The sequence below is a fragment of the Janthinobacterium sp. GW822-FHT07A03 genome (assembly GCF_058798815.1).
On the sequence record NZ_JBXAKW010000001.1, the window covers coordinates 172,184 to 191,324 of the forward strand.

General features: G+C 64.4%; 16 protein-coding genes. 11 read left to right on the forward strand and 5 right to left on the reverse strand.

The genetic code is table 11. From position 1 onward, the window contains the following. Positions 1-113: 113 nt before the first annotated feature. Together AC1RJW_RS00830 and AC1RJW_RS00835 are read left to right on the forward strand one after the other, a co-directional pair. On the forward strand, positions 114-1,328 hold the full coding sequence (locus AC1RJW_RS00830) for an MFS transporter (RefSeq protein ID WP_493042674.1): 1,215 nt from the start codon (positions 114-116) through the stop codon (positions 1,326-1,328). Positions 1,329-1,411: 83 nt separating this feature from the next. After that, complete coding sequence (locus AC1RJW_RS00835; protein WP_493042676.1) at positions 1,412-3,445, forward strand: GNAT family N-acetyltransferase; 2,034 nt, start codon at positions 1,412-1,414, stop codon at positions 3,443-3,445. Between the two features lie 51 nt (positions 3,446-3,496). Here AC1RJW_RS00835 and AC1RJW_RS00840 read toward each other — a convergent pair whose 3' ends face one another. After that, on the reverse strand, positions 3,497-4,762 hold the full coding sequence (locus AC1RJW_RS00840) for a putative Na+/H+ antiporter (RefSeq protein ID WP_493042677.1): 1,266 nt from the start codon (positions 4,760-4,762) through the stop codon (positions 3,497-3,499). Between the two features lie 206 nt (positions 4,763-4,968). Between AC1RJW_RS00840 and imuA the strand changes: the two genes are divergently transcribed. The 4 genes from imuA to AC1RJW_RS00860 all read left to right on the forward strand — a co-directional run bounded on the left by imuA (position 4,969) and on the right by AC1RJW_RS00860 (position 8,719). Next, positions 4,969-5,679 (forward strand): translesion DNA synthesis-associated protein ImuA, encoded by a 711-nt coding sequence (gene imuA / locus AC1RJW_RS00845; protein ID WP_493042680.1) that lies wholly within the window; start codon positions 4,969-4,971, stop codon positions 5,677-5,679. Then, entirely contained in the window at positions 5,609-7,096 is a 1,488-nt protein-coding gene (locus tag AC1RJW_RS00850; RefSeq protein WP_493042682.1) for a Y-family DNA polymerase, read from the forward strand. Before imuA ends, AC1RJW_RS00850 begins: the two co-directional genes overlap by 71 nt. A 79-nt stretch (positions 7,097-7,175) precedes the next feature. After that, positions 7,176-7,880: a glutathione S-transferase N-terminal domain-containing protein gene (locus AC1RJW_RS00855; RefSeq protein WP_493042684.1), complete on the forward strand. Its 705-nt coding sequence runs from the start codon at positions 7,176-7,178 to the stop codon at positions 7,878-7,880. 80 nt (positions 7,881-7,960) lie between these two features. Continuing rightward, complete coding sequence (locus tag AC1RJW_RS00860) at positions 7,961-8,719, forward strand: alpha/beta hydrolase family protein (RefSeq protein ID WP_493042685.1); 759 nt, start codon at positions 7,961-7,963, stop codon at positions 8,717-8,719. An 82-nt stretch (positions 8,720-8,801) separates the two neighbouring features. On the opposite strand, the gene AC1RJW_RS00865 is transcribed toward AC1RJW_RS00860, so the two are convergent. Both AC1RJW_RS00865 and AC1RJW_RS00870 read right to left on the reverse strand, forming a co-directional pair. Further along, positions 8,802-9,152, reverse strand: a complete 351-nt coding sequence (locus tag AC1RJW_RS00865) for a hypothetical protein (RefSeq protein WP_034783462.1) — start codon at positions 9,150-9,152, stop codon at positions 8,802-8,804. A 70-nt stretch (positions 9,153-9,222) separates the two neighbouring features. Beyond that, positions 9,223-11,106: a M61 family metallopeptidase gene (locus AC1RJW_RS00870; RefSeq protein ID WP_493042688.1), complete on the reverse strand. Its 1,884-nt coding sequence runs from the start codon at positions 11,104-11,106 to the stop codon at positions 9,223-9,225. 211 nt (positions 11,107-11,317) lie between these two features. Between AC1RJW_RS00870 and AC1RJW_RS00875 the strand changes: the two genes are divergently transcribed. The 5 genes from AC1RJW_RS00875 to coaD all read left to right on the forward strand — a co-directional run bounded on the left by AC1RJW_RS00875 (position 11,318) and on the right by coaD (position 16,857). After that, positions 11,318-11,788 (forward strand): Hsp20 family protein, encoded by a 471-nt coding sequence (locus AC1RJW_RS00875; protein WP_099408955.1) that lies wholly within the window; start codon positions 11,318-11,320, stop codon positions 11,786-11,788. Between the two features lie 259 nt (positions 11,789-12,047). Further along, positions 12,048-13,565, forward strand: a complete 1,518-nt coding sequence (locus AC1RJW_RS00880; protein ID WP_436540849.1) for a Do family serine endopeptidase — start codon at positions 12,048-12,050, stop codon at positions 13,563-13,565. Positions 13,566-13,618: 53 nt separating this feature from the next. After that, positions 13,619-14,278: a response regulator gene (locus tag AC1RJW_RS00885; protein WP_034750756.1), complete on the forward strand. Its 660-nt coding sequence runs from the start codon at positions 13,619-13,621 to the stop codon at positions 14,276-14,278. A gap of 2 nt (positions 14,279-14,280) precedes the next feature. Then, positions 14,281-15,612 (forward strand): ATP-binding protein, encoded by a 1,332-nt coding sequence (locus AC1RJW_RS00890; RefSeq protein ID WP_493044190.1) that lies wholly within the window; start codon positions 14,281-14,283, stop codon positions 15,610-15,612. Between the two features lie 96 nt (positions 15,613-15,708). Continuing rightward, positions 15,709-16,857: a pantetheine-phosphate adenylyltransferase gene (coaD, locus tag AC1RJW_RS00895; RefSeq protein ID WP_493042692.1), complete on the forward strand. Its 1,149-nt coding sequence runs from the start codon at positions 15,709-15,711 to the stop codon at positions 16,855-16,857. A gap of 29 nt (positions 16,858-16,886) precedes the next feature. Here coaD and AC1RJW_RS00900 read toward each other — a convergent pair whose 3' ends face one another. After that, complete coding sequence (locus AC1RJW_RS00900; RefSeq protein WP_493042694.1) at positions 16,887-18,137, reverse strand: hypothetical protein; 1,251 nt, start codon at positions 18,135-18,137, stop codon at positions 16,887-16,889. 70 nt (positions 18,138-18,207) lie between these two features. Next, entirely contained in the window at positions 18,208-19,104 is an 897-nt protein-coding gene (locus AC1RJW_RS00905; protein WP_493042696.1) for a hypothetical protein, read from the reverse strand. Positions 19,105-19,141 lie beyond the last annotated feature (37 nt).

The following is a 19,141-nucleotide window of genomic DNA, read 5'->3' on the forward strand; positions in this document are numbered from 1 at the left end:
ATGCGAACTGGTATACAATTGGTACACGTTTTCAGTGTGAAACCGTGTCCGCCGTCCCATGCCCCGACGGCTGGCATGCACTGACGGCAGCCACCCACGTTACGGAACGCGCCATGTCCATCAAGTCCAAGCAGTTGCTGTGGTTTTTTGCGTTTTTTCTCGTCTTTGAACTGAATATCTATCTGTCGAACGACATGATCATGCCGGCGATGCTGGGCATCGTCGAGGAGTTCCAGGCGGAGAAAAAGTTCGTCCCCCTGTCCCTGAGCCTGTATCTGCTGGGCGGCAGTTCCCTGCAGATTTTCCTGGGGCCATTGGCCGACTGCATCGGCAAGCGCAAGCTGGTACTCACGGGCAATACCTTGTTCCTGCTGGCCACGCTGGCCGTGCCGTTTGCCGTTTCCATCGAGCAATTTCTCGCCGTGCGCTTCATCCAGGGCATGGGCTGCTGTTTCATCTTCGTCGGCTATGCCATGATCCACGAGCTGTTCGACGACATGGCGGCCGTCAAGCTGAGCAGCATTCTGTCGAGCACCACCATCCTCGCGCCCCTGGCCGGTCCCATCCTCGGCAGCGCCATCATCAGCCGGCTGGACTGGCGCTACGTGTTTTTCCTCTCGGGCCTGCTGGCGCTGCTGTCCCTGCTGGGCCTGTTCAAGACCATGCCGCGCACGGCGCCCACGGCCACGCGCCTGGATCTTGCCGCCATCGTGCGCAGCTATGCCGCCATTTTCAGCAACGGGCGCTTCATGTTCGGCATGTTCACGGCCGGGCTGGCCACCGTGCCCCTGACGGCCTGGATCGGCTTTTCACCCATCTTCGTGCTGCAGGAAATGGGCGCGTCCTACGCCACCTATATCGCGCTGCAATGCGTGATTCTGTCGGGCTTTGTCCTCAGCAGCATCGCCATCCAGCGCCTGCGCCAGGATTTCCCGCTCGTCTCCCTGCTGCGCATGGGCGGGCTGATCGCGGCGGCCGGCATGCTGGGCGCCGGCGCGGGCCGCCATCACGTCGATGTGTTTGCCGCTTGCATGTTTGTCTATTCCATCGGCTTCGGCCTGTTCAACGGCGCCTTGCTCCGCAGCGCGATCACGGCCAGCAAGGAGTCGATGACACTGACTACGGCCGCCATGAGCTTGCTGTACTGCATTTATCTGTCCGCCTGGCTGCAGCTGTACAACGTGCTGTGCCAGCGCTTCGGCTATGCGCTGGAAACGTATGCGCTGCTGAATATCCCCGTCATCGTGGTCATCGCCGCCTGCCTGCTGTTGTTTACGCGGGGCATGGCGGGGCGCCGGGAAAGCGAGGTGCGGCTGGCCCGGCACTGATGGCGCAACGATGCGCGTGTTGTCGACCTTGTTTTACCTCCTGCGACGTTTATTGACACTCTCCTGCGGAAAATGGTGCGCCCATGAAAATAGATGACCTGGCCTCAAAACACGATCAAGCAAAGATTTTCAACCTGGAATACGAGTTCCGCATCAACCGGCTGAAGCTCGATTACATCACTCTGGCCGATGTGCGGCCCCCTGGCATTGATCTGGAACAACTGGCCGCGGAACACCAGGCGGGCATCGCCGCCCTGCGCAGCTTTGTCGGCCTGAACTTCAACCATTTCAATGCGGCAAGCTGTTCCTCGCTCAGCTGCATCCCCACGCGCGCCCTCGGTGACGACGAGCGCTACCTGCACCGCATCTGGATGGGCGGACCGCTGCCGGCCATCGCTGCCGAGGCGATCGGGCAGTGGGGCGCGGCGCTGGAAGAAGTGCGGCACAACGGCGGCGCGCCGTATGTCTCCATCCTGTGGGTGTGGGATGCGCAGCAGCTGCGCAATGACGAGCGCTTCAGCCCCACGGGCGGCGCCGGGCGCTACACGATAGGCCGCTACGCCATCGGCGGCACGACCCTGCACATCAACTCGCTGCGCGCGCTGGCGCTGGACTTCGCACCGGCCCGCTTCGATATCCTCGACACCCTGCATACGCAGCGCTACTTCGCCACCTTGTCCGATTATTTCCGCATTCTCATCATGTGCGAATACGGCGGCATGTACATGGATGTCGATACGATCCCGCATAATCCGGCGACGATTTTCCTGATGAAGCCGGAAGTGCCCGATTATTTCCAGCGCGGGGAAGGCGAGGGCGAGGAGCGCCGGCATGTCAGCTGGATGAATCTGTTTCTCGATGAAACGGGCATGCTGATCGCCAAGAAGAACGACGCCGCGCTGCGCGTGATCCAGCGCAATGTGAACCTCGCCTATGCGGGTATCGCTGCGCAGGTTCCCCGTTCCTGTCCGCAATTCGAGGCGCAGCTGTTCGGCCAGTTCTATGCCGAATGGAAGAAAAACCTGGGCGTGACCCTGCTCAGCCATGCCGAGTTCTACCAGCGCTATTGCGTGCTGTATGACGGCGTGCGCGAAGCGGTGGCGGGCGGCATCCGCGGCATGCGGCTGCTGGACGATATCATTACCGACATGCACATCCCCTTGAGCGACGAAGAGCGGCGCGCGTATGCGCGCTGCGTGGCGCGGCTGGCCGACATCGACTGGCAACTCGACGATCCCTTGCGCCTGCCCGACATTGTCGACGTGTTCGACATCGAGGAAGTTCCGCGCATGGCGTATGCGGCCCAGCTGCGGGCGGACATCGATCACTTCCACTATTACTCGGTGCTGTCGGACGATCCGCAGCTGGACCGCGTGAATGCCGTCTTTTGCCGCTACCTGCTGGCCCACCGTTCGCAGCATATTGCCGCCGGCAACTTCTGGCGCCCCACCGTGGGCCGCCACGGCAGCCGCATGCCGGCCGTCAGCGATGCCGCCCCGCCAGGTGACGAGGCGCAGGCGGGCTTGCTGTCGCATGCGCCGCTCAAGCTGGTGGCGGGCGAACTGCTGGGCGACGAGACGAAGAACCGCATGGCCAAATTGCTGTTTGCCACCAGCTACCTGGAATATTGCTCGTTCGGCAATAAACTCAATCTGCAATTCGTCGAATTGCAGCGGCGGCAGAACATCGATCCGTATCTGGCGCACATCCACGGCCTGCATGACGAGGATGACCGTTTCATCGGCTTTTTCACGGCCGCGACGATGGACGAGTTCCAGGCCTGCGGCGCCGTGTCATATTACCGCGATGACATGAAGGCGCTCGACGATGCGTATGACGCCTTCGTGCTGGCGCATGCGCGCGCGGACGACTGTTTCGTCAGCAGCCTGGCCATCGACGAGAAATACCGGGGCCAGGGCCTGTTCCGGCAAATGTTCCATGAAATCCGCGACCTGGCCAGCCGCAAGGGCTGTGCGCGCATCACCCTGACGGTGTGGGAAAAGAGCGAAGCGCTGCAAGTGTACCTGCACAAGGGTTTTCGCAGCGTGGGCACGTTCGACTATGCCTACAGCCTGTTCTATGACCGGCTGCATTTCCTCGTGTATGAGGGTAACTGAGGGGTAACTGAGGGAAAACAGGGGCGGCCGGCAGCCGCCCCGTGATGCAGCTTACAAGGCCAGGAAGGCCAGGCCCGCCACGGCCGTCGGCAGCAGGGCGCCGGCCAGCAGGCCGACGGCGCCGATCGATTCATCCTTGAAGCCGCGGCGCAGCAGGGCCACGCCGGCCGGGTTCGGCGCATTGGCGATGACGGTCAGGCCGCCGCCGGCCACGGCGCCCGCCATCAGCATGTATTTCGCTTCGTCCGTCATGCCGACGATCAGCGAACCGAGGTAGGTGAGGGCTGCATTGTCCGTGATCGCCGTCAAGCCCAGGGCGCCGAAGAACAGGGCCAGCGGTTTCAGGCTCGAGACGATGGGCTGCAGCCACCATTGCTGCATGCCGCCCAGTACCACCAGGCCGCCGAGGAAGAAGCCGACCAATAAACCTTCCTTGAGGATCAGCGGGCTTTGATAACGCTCATACGCCTGCACGAAGCCGAGGAAGAACAGGAACAGGCCGATGAACAGCACGGGATGATGCGCCAGGGTCACGACGCCGGCCAGCACGATCATGTGCACGAGGCTGACGGCCAGTGGCACTTTCGGCGCTTCCACTTCGCCGGCCTTCGGCTTGATGTCGGAGGTGTTGCTGTGCAGATATTTGCGCAGCAAAATGCTCACGCCCGTGGCGTTGACCAGCACGGCGATGGCGGCTTTCCAGCCGAAATGGGTGGCCATGAAGGCGCTGTCCCAGTTCCACGTGGTGGCCACCATCAGCACGGGCGGCGCCGCATACGAGGTGAGGGTGCCGCCGATGGAAACGTTGACGAACAGCACGCCCAAGGCGCCATATTTCAGCCATTCAGGGATGCCCGGACGAAAGATTTGCGGCGCCAGCATCAGCGCGGCCAGGGTCATGGCGGCCGGTTCCGTGATCAGGGAGCCCGTCAGGGGCACGAGCGCCAGGCCCAGCCAGACGAGGGCCAGTTCCGTGCGCAGCGGCATCACGCGCGCCACGCCTTTCAGCAGGCGCTGCACGGCGTCCAGCACGGGGCGCGAGGCGGCCACGACCATGACGACGAAGACGAACAGCGGTTCCGTGTAATGGCGCGACTCGGCATACTCGATGGCCGCATCGCCGCCCGAGACAAAGGCCATGATGATGATCAGGATGAAGGCCCAGAAGCCGAACACGACTTCCACTTCGCCCAGCAAGTGCAGCAAGCCCGCATGGCGGGGGTGGCGCCGCGATAATGTCTCAAACGACTTGGCGGCGAAGGTGTGGATGAGCGCAAGGCCGAAGACGATGGCGCTGATGATTTGGATGGTGGTCAAATGCGTTTCCTTATGGACGGAGGAAGCCGCCCGGTGCATTGCCGAGCGGTAAGGAGAGTGCTTATGGTACAGCAATCGATGCGGGAAACGGGGTTTTTCGGACATGGCGGAGCGGCCCCGGGCACGCCATCTGGCAGATAAGCCTTGCCAAAAGCAGGGCTGGATAGTACTGTATATGCATACAGTATTCATCTTCATATTCAATTATGCAACATTCCCAATTGATGGCGTCGCCGGAAGCCTTGCACCCGTCTTTATGGCGCGCATCGCAGCTGGGCCAGGGCGCCGCGCGCTGCCTGGACACGGGCTTTGCCGCCCTGTCGGCGCAGCTGCCCGGCGGCGGCTGGCCCAGCGGCAACCTCATCGATCTGCTGGTGCAGCAGCCGGGCAGCGGCGAATTGCGGCTGCTGGCGCCCGCGCTGGCGCAGCTGCCGGGCTTGCCCATCGTGCTGCTGCAGCCGCCCCATCCGCCGCAGGCGCTGGCCCTGGCCGCGCAGGGGCTGGCGCCGTCGCAATTGCTGTGGATCAAAAGCACCGGCAGCAAGGATGCCCTGTGGGCGGCAGAAAACATCTTGCGCAGCGGCACGTGCGGCGCCCTGCTGTTCTGGCAATCGCACGTGCGCGCCGACAGCCTGCGCCGCCTGCACCTGGCGGCGCAGTCGGGCAACACCCTGTTCTGCATGCTGCGCCCGCTGCACGGCGCGCAGGATGCGTCGCCGGCGCCGCTGCGCCTGTCCGTGCGCCCGGCCGCCGGCGGCATCGAGATCTGCTTCATCAAGCGCCGGGGACCGCAGCGCGACGCGCCGTTGTTCCTGCCACTGCAACCTCCTTCATTATTGCTGCGTCATGCGACTCTGGATCGGCCTGTACCTGCCCCGGCTCCCGCTCGAAGTGTTTTGCCCGCGCTGGTCGGCTGACAGCCTCGGCGTGGTGCTGGAGCAGGAGCAAGTGATGGCCGTGTCGCCGCTGGCGCGGGCGGCCGGCATCCGGCCGGGCATGCGCCGCGCGGGCGTGCTGATGCTGGCGCCGCAGGCGCGTTTGCACGAACGCTCGCCCGAGCTGGAAGCGCAGGCCCTGCAGGCGGTGGCGCTGGCGCTGCTGCAATATTCGCCGCTGGTGGCGCAGGGCGAGGAAGCGACCCTGCTGGTCGATGCGGGCGCCAGCCTGCGCCTGTTCGGCGGCGTGCGCGCCCTGTGCCGGCACATCGCGGCCAGCTTGCGCGCGCTGGGCTACACGGCCCGGCTGTCGTGCGCTCCCACGGCGCGCGGTGCCTGGCTGCTGGCGCGCGCCGCTACGCGCCGGGGCCGGACCTTGAGCATGGCCAGCCTGGTGCGCCGCCTCGACGGCTTGCCGTGCGCCTTGCTGCCGCCCGCGCGCCCCTGGCTCGACTGGCTGGACGGCATCGGCTGCCGCACCCTGGGGCAGCTGCGCCACTTGCCTCGGCCCGGCTTGCAGCGCCGTTGCGGCGGGGCCCTGCTGGACATGCTCGACGATGCGCATGGCCACGGCACGGAACTGTTCGTCTGGATCGAAGCGCCGCCCACGTTCCGCGCCAGCCTGGAACTGTTCGACCGCGTGGAGCACGCCGACGCGCTGCTGTTCGGCGCGCGCCGGCTGCTGCAGCAGATGACGGGCTGGCTGTGCGCGCGGCAATTCGCCGTCGAGCGCATACAGCTGCTGCTGGCGCACGAGCGGGGCAGGGTGGCGCGCCCGCCCACCGTCATCGACCTGGCCTTGGGGGAAGCCGTCTGGCGCGACGAGCATCTGTTGCGTTTGCTCAAGGAGCGCCTGGCGCAGCTGGTGCTGGACGCGCCCGTGATCGGCCTGACCCTGGAAGCGCTGCAGGTGCAGCCGATGGCGCCGCCCAGCGAGACCCTGTTCCCCGAGCCGGGCGGCACGCCGCAGGAGCGCCAGCGCCTGCTGGAATTGCTGGTGGCGCGCCTGGGCATGGAAAATGTCTTGCAGGCAGTGCCGCGCGCCGATTACCGTCCCGAGGCGGCCAACCAGTGGCTGCCGCTGCCGGCCAAGCCCGTTTCAAGAAGCGCGCCACCCGACTTGCCGCCCGGCTTGCCCGGCATGCCCCGTCCCGGCTGGCTGCTGGCCCAGCCCATCGCCCTGCTGATGCGCGAACACCGGCCCTTCTATGGCTCGCCCCTGAAAATGGTGTCCGTGGCCGAACGCATCGAGGCAGGCTGGTGGGGCCAGTCGCAGGCGCGCGATTATTTCATTGCGGAAGGCCTCGACCACGCCCATTACTGGGTCTACCGCGAACGCATCGCCGGCAGCGGAGAAGACGCCGCACCGCGCTGGTTTTTGCACGGCTTGTTTGGCTGAAGGCGCTGTCCTGCTGAAACGGCCATGCTTGGCTATACTTGCTTTCTTGCGCCACGTCATACACTCAATAAGGATTTCCATGTCCCAACTTTCCGACTTCCCCATCACCCAAAAATGGCCTGCCCGGCATCCCGAGCGCCTGCAACTGTACTCGCTGCCGACGCCGAACGGCATCAAGGTCTCGATCCTGCTGGAAGAGCTGGGCCTGGCGTACGAGCCGCACCTGGTCAGCTTCGAGCAGAACGACCAGCTGTCGCCCGCCTTCCTGTCCCTGAATCCCAACAACAAGATTCCCGCCATCCTCGACCCGAACGGTCCCGACGGCAAGCCGCTGGCCCTGTTCGAGTCGGGCGCCATCCTGCTGTACCTGGCGGAAAAGACGGGCAAGTTCCTGCCGCAGGACGCAGGCCTGCGCTATGAAACCATCCAGTGGCTGATGTTCCAGATGGGCGGTATCGGCCCCATGTTCGGCCAGGTGGGCTTCTTCCACAAATTCGCCGGCAAGGCGTACGAAGACAAGCGTCCGTTGGAGCGCTATATTGGCGAGGCGAAGCGCCTGCTGGGCGTGCTCGAGCAGCGCCTGCAGGGCCGCGACTGGGTCATGGGCAGCCAGTACACGATTGCCGACATCGCCATTTTCCCGTGGGTGCGCTGCCTGGTGGGCTTCTATGGCGCCGGCGACCTCGTCGTGTTTAGCAATTTCCCGAACGTGCAGCGCGCGCTGGACGCTTTCCTGGCCCGTCCCGCCGTCATCAAGGGGCTCGACATCCCGCAGCGCGGATAGGGTTGGCCAACTGCGGCAGCGGCCGGCCGGCGCTACAATGCGTCATCGGCCGCCCTGCGCGGCAGCTTTGATCTGAGACAATGAAATCCACCCGGCAAGATTTTCCCGGCGCCCACGGCCATGTGCTGGCGGCGCGCCTCGACGCGCCCGACGGCGCCATTCGCGCCTACGCGCTGTTCGCCCACTGTTTTACTTGCGGCAAGGACGTGCTGGCCGCGCGGCGCATCGCGCAAGGCTTGACGGAACACGGCATCGCCGTGCTGCGCTTCGACTTCACGGGACTGGGCGCCAGCGAAGGCGAGTTTGCCGCCACCAATTTCTCGTCGAACGTGGACGACCTGGTCGCCGCCGCCGATTTCCTGCGGGCAAAACATGCTGCGCCGCAATTGCTGATCGGCCACAGCCTGGGGGGCGCCGCCGTGCTGGCGGCCGCCGCGCAAGTGCCGGAAGCCACCGCCATTGCCACCCTGGCCGCGCCCAGCACGCCCGCCTATGTGACGCGCATGTTCAGCGCGCACCTGGAGCAAATCGCCGCCGAGGGCGAGGCGCTGGTGCAGCTGGAAGGGCGGCCCTTCCGCATCCGCCAGCAATTCGTCGATGACGCGGGCAGCCACAGTCTGAAAGAGCACATCGCCGGCCTGCGCCGCGCTCTGCTGGTGATGCACGCGCCGAACGACACGACGGTGAGCCTGTCGAACGCCATGGATATTTTCACTGCCGCGAAGCACCCGAAAAGTTTCGTCTCGCTCGACGATGCCGACCACTTATTGACGGGGCGCAATGATGCCGCGTATGTCGCCAATGTGATCGCCGCCTGGAGCGCGCGCTATATCAACTAAGCTGAACCAAGTTGTCGCGCATGAAAAACGCCGTACCGGCAAGATGCGGGTACGGCGCAGATGGTGCTGATAGCTTGAAGGCTCAGTCTTCGTCGAATTCTGCCGAAAGATCCTTCCAGCCTTTACTGACTGCAAAGGCGGAAAATTCCTCCGGCGCTTCCAGGACGATGAGTTTCTTGTCCTGCAAGCCCAGGTCGCCGTGGCCGAAGTCGGGGCCCACGTAGCCGAGGCTGCGCAAGCGGGCCAGGATGTGGCCGACCAGGGTCTTGTCCTTGTAGGCGCCCGCTTCGAGCGGGGCGGCGAAATCGACGTAGACGTCGATGATGCCGTAGCCTTCGTCGAAGATGCGGATGGCCTTGATGTCGTGGGCACGGCCGGAGCCGTCGGTGGCCTTGAAGGGGCCGCTGAGCTGGATGTCGGTGTCATTGTTCATGCCGCCAGCATACACCAAAAGCCGGCCCCGCATAGGGGGCGCGGCGCAAAATCACCGGGCAATCCCCGCCTCAGCGCGCCTGCAGGATGGCCGACAGGCGGTCGCGCGTGCCGGCGATGCGCTCCAGCTGCGGGTAGCGCAAGCCGCCGTGGTAGTCGAGCGCTACCGTCTGGAATTGCTTGCCCTTTCTGACCAGCAAGTTGATCGGCTGCGGGCTCGTCCTGGCCGCCTGGATGGCCGCCTTCAGCAGCTTGGGCGTGTAAGCCGTGCCATTCACGGCGAGCAAGGTCGTGTTGCCCGACAAACCCGCCTGGAAGGCGGGGCCGTCCCACAGCAGCTTGCCCAGCTTGCCATCCTTGTCGATCGTCAAACCCAGCGAATAGCTCAGGTCCGTGCTCTTGCTGCGCTCTTCATTCGCTTTCAGGAACGGCGTGGGCGCGTCGCGGTAGACGAGTTTCCAGCCGGCGCGGGCCAGGCCATCGAGCGGTGCACCGGGGCCGTGGCCGTCGAGGCGCGTGCGCAAAAAGGCGGCCCAGTCGTGCGGCTGCACGGCGTTCAGGGCCGCCACCACATCCTCGAACGTGTAGGGCAGGGGCGTGGTGCTGCCGTCCTGCATGCCAAAGAAACTGCGGGCGAAGTCGTCCAGCGAGCGGCGTTCGCCCGACAGTGCGCGGATGGTGGTGTCGACGTCGAGCCAGACCAGCGCGCCTTCCATATAGTAATCCTCGTCGCGCTGCCAGCTGCTCCAGGCTATGGGGCGCCGGCCATTGATGATGGGGTCGTTCGTCGTGTCCTGCATGGTGCGCCAGCTGCGCCCGGGCATGACGTCGTAATGGGCTGCCGTCGCAGCGAACAGGTCGCGCATGTGGGCCGGGGCCACCAGGCCGGAGCGGGCCGCCAGCACATTGCCCCAGTATTGCGTCTGGCCTTCGTAGACCCACAGCAGGCTGTTTTGCAGCGGCGTGTTGAAGTCCGGCGTGTCCTGGCCGGCGGGGCGGCGGAACTTGCCGTTCCACGAGTGCACCAGCTCGTGCGGCAGCAGCACGCGGCCCGCCTCGTTCTTGTCCCACTCGCTGAAATAGCCGGGCTTGACGCCGTTTTCGCTCGACTGCATGTGTTCGCGGCCGATGCCGCCGAACTCGTCGCTCAAGGCCAGCAGGAAATCATAGTGGCGGTAGTGGCGCGCGCCGAACAATTTGTAGGCTTGTTGCAGCATGGCGCGGTGTTGCTCGACTTGCTGCGGTGACGCTTCCAGGCTGTCGGCGCTGTCGGCCATCACGTTCAGCAGTACGGGCACCTTGGCGCCCGGGTCGAGGTCGATGCGCTCGAAATGGCGCCCCGCGAAGACGGGCGAATCGACCAGGGTGTCGAGGTCCAGCGGCTCGAAATCGACTTGCTGGCTGGCCGGCGTGGCCGCCCGCGCGCGCACTTCCAGGGCGCTGGCAAATTCCCAGCCGGCCGGCAGGGTCAACGATGGCTGCACGAGGATGTCGCGCGCGGCGCGCCCGGCCGGATACAGGGTCATCGCATGCCATTGCACGCCCAGCATGGCGCTTGTCATGGTGATGCGGCCCTGGCCCGTGTCGACGGGCGAGAGGAGCTGGTATTGCGCTTCCACGGCCGTGGCGCCGGCCGGCACGTCGAGGTGGAAGGCGAACATGTTGACGGGATCGCGCCGCCATTCCAGGGGCTGGCCGTTGGCGGACAGGCGCAGGCCGGCCAGCTGGTTCAGCGGGCCGCTGGGGCCGTGGTTGCCCGGCACCCATTGTGGATACAGCAAGGTCAGCTTGCCGGGCGCGGCGGGAATGCTTGCGCGGATGCTGAACAGTTGCTGCGCCACATTACTGGCGTCCACCTGCAGCACGATGGGGGGAGCAGTGGGCGAGGCGGCCTGGGCGCCAGTGAAAACGAGAAGCGAGAAGGACAGAGACAGGACGGCACGGGAATAGGGCATGGAGCGGGGCATGGGACGGGGCGGCGGCGGGAATGGCAAACGGGAAGTCTAGCATTCTGTAAAAATTTCTTACAAATTGGAGGCCGTCTGGGGCGTTTTACGCCAATTTCAAGGCCTTGAAAGGGACTGGAGAGGCCGTATATCGGTAACAGGCGGATGCTCACGGTGAGGTCCGCCCCTCTTATCGCTTCATTTGAAAAGGATATTTATCATGCGTACTTTTGACCTTGCTCCCCTGTACCGTTCCGCCATCGGCTTCGACCGCCTGGCACAGCTGCTCAACGAACAGCGCGCCGATGCGCAACCGAGCTATCCCCCATACAACATCGAACTGGTGTCGGAAGATAAATACCGCATCGTGATGGCATTGGCCGGCTTCTCGCGCGAAGAGATCGACATCATCACCGAACGCGACTCGCTGCACGTCACGGGCCGCAAGCAGAAAGATGGCGTCGAGCGTACTTTCTTGCACCGCGGCATCGCTGCCCGCGATTTCGAACAGCGTTTCCAGCTGGCCAACCACGTGAAGGTCACGGGCGCCACGTTTGAAAACGGCATGCTGACCATCGACCTGGTGCGTGAAGTGCCGGAAGCGCTGAAACCGCGCAAGATCGAGATCGGCAGCGGCAGCGACACCATCGCCGCCAACGTGAATGCGCTGGAACAGCGCCAGGCAGCCTGATCTGATCGCGGCGCCCCTCGGGCGCCCGGGCTAGCCTCTCCCATGCAGTAAAATACTGGCCGGTTGATCCGGCCAGTGTCACGTCCGGAGCCCGTTCGGGCACTTCATTGCCCGCCATGCGAGGTGCGCGGAGCACGCAAGATTAAACCCTGCTTAAAGGCGCAAATGCCTGTTTCCAAATGGAAAAATGTTAAGCACCGCCTAAGACTCGTGGCCCACTATTGCATACATCAAAATCTCATTGAATGAGGAGCAATTCATGGAACAGCAAACGAATACCGCATCCCTGAAAATCAAACGCACCGTAGCCGCGCTGGCCGCGATCGGTGTGCTGGGCGCCGGCGGCGCCATGGTGGTGCATCAGAACAATGCCGGCGCGAATGCCGCTGCCGCTGGCGCACCCGCCGCCCCCGTGGCTGCCGCCGTGGCGCCTGCAGCCAGCGCGCCGCTGGTGGCCTTGCCCGATTTTAGCCAGATCGCCGCGCGCAACAGCCCGGCCGTCGTCAATATCAGCGTCACGGGCAGCACCAAGGTGGCTTACGACCCATCAGCCCAGGCCGGCAACGACGACTTCGGCAACGACCCCTTCTTCGAATTCTTCCGCCGCTTCCAGGGCCCGCAAGGCGGACAGCGGGGCGGCCGCGACGTGCCGACGCACGGCCTCGGTTCCGGCTTCATCGTCAGCCCCGACGGCGTCATCATGACGAATGCCCACGTGGTGCGCGATGCGCGCGAAGTGACCGTCAAGCTGAACGACCGCCGCGAATTCCGCGCCAAGGTGCTCGGCACGGACCCGAAGACGGATATTGCCGTGCTGAAAATCGACGCCAACAACCTGCCCGTCGTGCCGCTCGGCCATTCGAGCGACCTGAAAGTGGGCGAATGGGTGCTGGCCATCGGTTCGCCATACGGCTTCGACAGCACGGTGACGGCCGGCGTGGTCAGCGCCAAGGGCCGCTCGCTGCCGGACGACAGCAATGTACCGTTCATCCAGACGGACGTGGCGGTGAACCCGGGCAACTCGGGCGGCCCCCTGTTCAACACGCGCGGCGAAGTGGTCGGCATCAATTCGCAGATCTACAGCCAGACGGGCGGCTTCCAGGGCTTGTCGTTCGCCATTCCGATCGACCTGGCCGGCCGCATCAAGGACCAGATCGTCGCCACGGGCAAGGCCAGCCATGCCAAGCTGGGCGTGACGGTGCAGGAAGTCAACCAGGGCTTTGCCGATTCGTTCAAGCTGGCCACGCCGGAAGGCGCGCTGGTGGCCAACGTGGAGCGGGGCAGCCCGGCCGACAAGGCGGGCCTGAAATCGGGCGACGTGGTGCGCAAGGTGAATGGCCAGCGCATCATCGGCTCGGCCGACTTGCCGGCGCTGGTGGGGACGTCCTTGCCAGGCGACAAGATCAGCATGGATGTCTGGCGTGACGGCAAGATTGTCAGCCTGACGGCAACCCTGGGCAATGCGGCCGACAAGGTGGCCGAAGTGGCGAAGAGCGACAGCGCCGCCGGCAAGGTAAAGCTGGGCCTGGCCCTGCGTCCGTTACAATCGGATGAAAAACGCGAGGCGGGCATCAGTGCCGGCCTGCTGGTGGAAGACGCGGGCGGTGCCGCCGCGAATGCCGGAGTGCAGCCGGGCGACGTGCTATTGTCGGTGAATGGCCGTCCCGTCAACACGGTCGAGCAAGTGCGCGACGTGGTGGAAAAATCCGCCAAGTCGGTCGCCTTGCTGATACAGCGCGGCCCCGATAAGATCTTCATTCCCGTGCGCCTCGGTTGATCTGGCGCAGGATGCAAGGTCGATAAAACAGTAACAATATGAAGGAGTAGGGCATGCGGCTATTGCTGGTAGAAGACGACACGATGATCGGCGAGGTGGTGCTCGACTTGCTGCGCGCCGAGCATTACGCGGTGGACTGGGTCAAGGATGGCGACATGGCCGATACGGCCCTGCAGACGCAGACCTACGACCTGGTGCTGCTGGACCTGGGCTTGCCGCGCAAGGATGGTCTCGACGTGCTGCGCTCGATGCGTTTGCGCAAGCTCGACACGCCTGTGCTGGTAGCCACGGCGCGCGACGCCATCGAGCAGCGCATCGCCGGCCTCGACGCGGGCGCTGACGATTACGTCCTGAAGCCGTATGACCTCGACGAACTGCTGGCGCGCATCCGCGCCTTGCTGCGGCGTGCCTCGGGGCGGCCGGAACCGGTCTTCGAGCACCAGGGCGTCTCCATCAATCCGCTGACGCGCGAAGTGATCGCCGAGGGCCATCCCGTGAACCTGTCGGCGCGCGAATGGGCCGTGCTGGAAGCCTTGATCGCGCGTCCCGGCATCGTGCTGTCGCGCGCGCAGCTGGAAGAAAAACTGTACAGCTGGAAAGATGAAGTCAACAGCAATGCCGTGGAAGTGTATATCCATGGCTTGCGCAAGAAGCTCGGCAGCGACTTGATCCAGAACGTGCGCGGCCTCGGCTACATGGTGCCCAAGGCATGAGGATGAAGGTCACGGTGACGCACTCGCTGCGCGGCCGCCTGCTGTGGTTTTTGCTGGCGGCCATCATCATGGCGGCCCTGGCGCAGGCGTCGATCGCCTACCGCAGCGCCCTGTACGACGCCGACCAGATCTTCGACTATCACATGCAGCAGATGGCCCTGTCGCTGCGCTCCGGCGCGCCGCTGGCCAACCACGCGCAAGCCTTGCCGGCCGACCCCGTCAACAATGACATGGTGGTGCAGGTGTGGACCCCGGACGGCGTGCAGGTGTTCCGTTCGATCACGCGCGCGGAACTGCCGCAGCGCGCCGTGCTGGGCTTTTCGAACGTGAAAGCCAACGGCACCACCTACCGCATCTTTTCCGTGCAAACCAGTTCCCAGACCGTGCAGATTGCCCAGGACATGGCCGTGCGCAAGCGCATGGCCGGCAGCCTGGCGCTGCGCACGGTCGGTCCCATCGCGCTGATGGCGCCTATCCTGATGCTGGTGGTCTGGTGGGTCGTCAGCGGTTCGCTGGCGCCCGTCTCGCGCGTGCGCAAGCAGGTGGCGGCGCGCCAGGCGGACGACCTGTCGCCCGTCTCGGAAGCGGGCTTGCCCGACGAAGTGCGGCCCCTGGTGCATGAACTGAACCTGCTGTTCGGGCGCGTCAAGACGGCGTTCGACGCGCAGCAGCACTTTGTTGCCGACGCGGCGCATGAATTGCGCACGCCGCTGGCGGCATTGAAACTGCAGGTATTGAGCCTGGAACGGGCCGAATCGGCAGAAAAGCGCAGCCTGGCGATCAGCCGCGTGAGCGCCGGCATCGAGCGGGCCACGCGCCTGGTCGAGCAGCTGCTGGTGCTGGCGCGCCAGGAAGCGAGCGCCGCCAGCGGCGACCAGCTGCAGGCGGTGGACTTGAACGACGTCGTCAAGCGGGCGCTGGGCGACATGGCCGGCATCGCGCAGGCGCGCAAGATCGACCTGGGCCTGCACCACATGGACCCGGCCAAGGTGGCGGGGCAGGCCGATGCGCTCAACATCATGCTGCGCAACCTGGTGGACAACGCCATCAAGTACACGCCCCAGGGCGGTACGGTCGACATCGACCTGCGCGCCAGCCCCGTCGGCGTGACGTTATCGGTGGAAGACAGCGGCCCCGGCATCCCGCCCGAGGAGCGCGAGCGCGTCTTCAGCCGCTTCTACCGCGTGCCGGGTACGGACGCCAACGGCAGCGGCCTGGGGCTGGCCATCATCAAGGCCATCGCCGAGCGCCATGGCGCGCGCCTGGTGCTGGATAAATCCGAGCGCCTGGGCGGCCTGTGCGTGCGCGTGGAATTCCCGCAAGCCGTGAAATGAGCGTTTTAACCATCATCTTTGGCATGTTGCATTGACGCGCGCGCCGTGGCCCTATATTGTCTGCGAAACAAGCAGAACCAGACCACGGAGCGCAGCATGCAGAGAATCGGATTTTCAGGAACCCTCGACCCCATCACCAACGGTCATATGTGGGTGATCGGCGAAGCGCGTTCGCTCGCCGACGAGGTGATCGTGTTCCTGTCGCAAAACCCCGCCAAGAAGCCGCAATTCCCCGCCGAAGACCGCAAGCGCATCATCGAACAGAGCGCGCGCGAGTGCGGCTGGGAGAATGTGCAGGTGGTCATCGTCAAGGGCGACTACACGGCGCGCGCGGCGAAGAAGCATGGCTGCGACTACCTGATCCGCGGCATCCGCACGACGGCCGATTTCGACTATGAAAACCTGATCCAGCAAACCAATGTGGACGTGTTGCAGGGCGCCAAGACGATCTTCGTCATGCCGCCGCGCGACCTCGGTTCCGTCAGCTCCAGCTTCGTCAAGGCGCTGGAAGGACCTGTCGGCTGGAACTGGACCATGAAAAAATTCGTTCCCGGCCCGGCCTACCAGGCGTGGATACTCGACTGCCTGCGCAAGGAGTGGGAAGTGCTGTGGAACTACGCCACCGCCCCGCAAGCCGACATCGCCCTGTTTGACCACTGGTTCGCGCACCTGACGGGACCGCAGGCCTACGGCGGCGCGGACCGCCACTATCATAACCTCGACCATCTGGTGCACGGCCTGTCCGAGATCCGCGTATGGGCCGACAATACCTATGCGCCCAAGCGCGACAGCGCGCTGGTCAAGAAAGCCTTCTGGTTCCACGATGCCGTCTACAGCCACGACGACGACGCGCTGTATTCGAGCGAAGAGGCCAGTGCCCAGCTGTGGCTGGCCAGCGGCCTCGATACGGGCGACAACCTTGATGTAGCGCAATTGATACGCGCCACCGACCATTTCCAGGGCCCCGGCATCAGCCATGCGCTGAAAGACGCCATGCTCAGCGCCGACCTGGCCATCCTCGGGCAAGATGAAGAGGTGTACCAGGCCTACACGCAAGCCATCGGCCGCGAATACGCGCACGTGGACCCCGCGCGTTTCAACCAGCAGCGGGGCCTGGCCCTGCAGCACCTGTGCGCCAAGGCGCAGGCGGGCCAGCTGTTTGGCGATGCTTATTTCGCCGACCAGTACAACGAGCGGGCCATTGACAACATGCAGAAGGAGATCGCGGCGCTGGCGGGCGGCTGAGCCGATGCGCGGGCGTTTGCCGCCCGCGTCTATTGCGTGGCTTGCTTCACCGCATGCTGTACCTGCAGCAGCATCCAGTCGCATTCGAGGCGCAGTTCCGCCGTCCGGTTGTTGATGGGCCCCCAGTGGAAGCGATTGTGCCTGAGCCCCAGGGCCGCCAGTTCGACGGCGAAAGCGGGGCAGGATTTCGATAGTTGCTGGAATGCCAGGCCATTCTTTTCCGAACCATGATTTTCCAGATCGCCGGGCTTGCAATGCACGCCTTCCCGGAAGACCGATAGCAGCTCCGTGGAACCCGCATACGAGGCGAATAGCTGCTGCATCAGGGCAGATTTTCCGATCAGGTTATAGCTGGATTGGAACAGTCCCGCCTCGGCCGTGCTGGCCGTCGTATTCTTGGCGCTCTTGTCGCGGCCTTCGCAATAGCGGCCCGAACTCTCGCGCATGCCCAGGCCCGTCAGGAGCACATACAGATGGCGCAGGGTATCGGCGCCATCCTTGTCATTTTGCATGCCCAAGGCCGCGAATTGCCCGCCATACCAGTCCAGCGCATCGTTGTCGTCTTTGCCATGCGCGGCCGCGGCCATTGCCACGGCCGCGGCATCGTTTTCTCGCCAGTTGTGGTATGCCTTGGCAAATGCCAGGGCCATGCCCTTGATGTAGCCTGCCGGCGCGATGCTGCGCTCGGGCCAGTCGTAACGTGCCAGTTCGGAATGGGCCGCAATGTCCAGTATTGTTTCCTGCAACTGGGCCGGCAATTGGGCGGGCACATGCGCTGGCAGCGGCAAGGCCGGTGCCGCCAGCGGGACGGCGGCGACGTCCGGACCGCTGGGGCGCAGGAAATACTCGGTCGGTGTCTTGTCCTTGCCTGAGGCATAGCGTGTATGGGTCTGCGCCTGCTGGTTGTCGGCGATGCGCATGGCATCGGCGTCGAGGCGTTCCGCCACGAGGTAGATGTGGTCGGCGCCAGGCGGGCTCTTCAGGTCATAGGTGATGCCGACATCGCCGGCCTGCTGCTCTCCTACGCCGATGCGCTGCCAGCGGCGCGATTGACTGCCGCTGCCGCCCAGGCGTTGCGCCAGGTGCCCCGCGCCCAAGGTGAGGGGGATATCCACGCCTGCAGAGATCAGCAGTGCGCTCAATGTTGCCGCGCAACCTTTCTCCAGCGGCGGCTGTGCGTTTTTCAGCCCAAGCTCCGCAGCCGCGCGCTGCTGGGCTGCGTGCAGCAGTGCATCGCTATTGGCCGCCGCGATGATTTGTTTGCTCAGTTCCTTGTCCATGGGTATGCTCCAAGTTGTCATCGGAATAGGGTTTGTCATCGCACCACGGTGAAAGTTCGCCGCAAGGGATTTATTCCGCCTTGGGTTTGCCGATCAGGACGCAGGAGTCGATTTCGGCCAGCGTAAGCTCGCCCAAGGCTGCCATTTGGGCCAACTGAGCGATGCGAACGGCGTTCGCGGCGGTTTCATTCACCTCGTTCGCCGCAGCCTTCACGGCAAGCCGGGCTTGCTCGCTCTGCGGTTTTTCTCCCCCCGACTGTAGCTGCCGTAAGCGTTCCTGCTGGAGCAGGGCGGCCGAGAGATTATTTCCAGTACTGTTGACTACAACGCTGTTGCTGGCATAGCGGTCGCGCAGATCGATGATTTGCTTGATGTTGACTTCCTGCGGCTTGAGCACTTGCAGCGAGGCACGCAGTTCCGCCAGCACGGTGAGCCAGGCGAAATTGAGCGAGGAAGTCGTTTGCTGTTCGATGCTGTCGGGCCAGGCGGTCACTTTTTCGAGCGGGCGCTTGCGTTGTTCATAGCTTGACACGACGACGCTCAGGCAAGCCACCTTGCCGGCCGCCCTGGCGTACAGCGTCGATTGCTGGTCCAGCGAGTAGCGGGAAGCGACCAGGCCGGCGCCACCGCCGATGACGGCGCCAAGTGCCGCCGTCGGCAGCGATTTGAGCAGGCCGCCGGCGGTTCCCACGGCTCCGCCCGCCAAGGCCCAGTCGCTCTGGTTGTAGATGGCGCGCTGGCTATCCTCGGCCAGTTTCAAATACCAGAATCTTTGCTTGAGCAATAACATCTTGCTCTCTTCCAGCGTGGCGGGAGCGCCAAACAAGGTATCGCTCTGCGCGCTCTCGGTCAGCGCATTGCTTTCCGCGCTGCTGGGCATGCGAAAGATCGGATAGGCATTGGGCGGAGCAAAGCCGCATCCGCCCAATAGCAGCGCCAGTAATGGCAGCGCAGGAAATGCTTTCATTTCGCTCCTCCTTGCATGGCATAAATGCAATTACCGA

Bases quoted from the DNA above. Each gene is read 5' to 3' on its own strand.
- AC1RJW_RS00870 (WP_493042688.1), bottom strand. From the start codon at position 11,106: ATGCCCTATTCCCGTGCCGTCCTGTCTCTGTCCTTCTCGCTTCTCGTT.
- AC1RJW_RS00830 (WP_493042674.1), top strand. From the start codon at position 114: ATGTCCATCAAGTCCAAGCAGTTGCTGTGGTTTTTTGCGTTTTTTCTC.
- AC1RJW_RS00905 (WP_493042696.1), bottom strand. From the start codon at position 19,104: ATGAAAGCATTTCCTGCGCTGCCATTACTGGCGCTGCTATTGGGCGGA.
- coaD (WP_493042692.1), top strand. From the start codon at position 15,709: ATGCAGAGAATCGGATTTTCAGGAACCCTCGACCCCATCACCAACGGT.
- AC1RJW_RS00885 (WP_034750756.1), top strand. From the start codon at position 13,619: ATGCGGCTATTGCTGGTAGAAGACGACACGATGATCGGCGAGGTGGTG.
- AC1RJW_RS00835 (WP_493042676.1), top strand. From the start codon at position 1,412: ATGAAAATAGATGACCTGGCCTCAAAACACGATCAAGCAAAGATTTTC.
- AC1RJW_RS00900 (WP_493042694.1), bottom strand. From the start codon at position 18,137: ATGGACAAGGAACTGAGCAAACAAATCATCGCGGCGGCCAATAGCGAT.
- AC1RJW_RS00880 (WP_436540849.1), top strand. From the start codon at position 12,048: ATGGAACAGCAAACGAATACCGCATCCCTGAAAATCAAACGCACCGTA.
- AC1RJW_RS00875 (WP_099408955.1), top strand. From the start codon at position 11,318: ATGCGTACTTTTGACCTTGCTCCCCTGTACCGTTCCGCCATCGGCTTC.
- imuA (WP_493042680.1), top strand. From the start codon at position 4,969: ATGCAACATTCCCAATTGATGGCGTCGCCGGAAGCCTTGCACCCGTCT.
- AC1RJW_RS00890 (WP_493044190.1), top strand. From the start codon at position 14,281: ATGAAGGTCACGGTGACGCACTCGCTGCGCGGCCGCCTGCTGTGGTTT.
- AC1RJW_RS00850 (WP_493042682.1), top strand. From the start codon at position 5,609: ATGCGACTCTGGATCGGCCTGTACCTGCCCCGGCTCCCGCTCGAAGTG.
- AC1RJW_RS00860 (WP_493042685.1), top strand. From the start codon at position 7,961: ATGAAATCCACCCGGCAAGATTTTCCCGGCGCCCACGGCCATGTGCTG.
- AC1RJW_RS00865 (WP_034783462.1), bottom strand. From the start codon at position 9,152: ATGAACAATGACACCGACATCCAGCTCAGCGGCCCCTTCAAGGCCACC.
- AC1RJW_RS00855 (WP_493042684.1), top strand. From the start codon at position 7,176: ATGTCCCAACTTTCCGACTTCCCCATCACCCAAAAATGGCCTGCCCGG.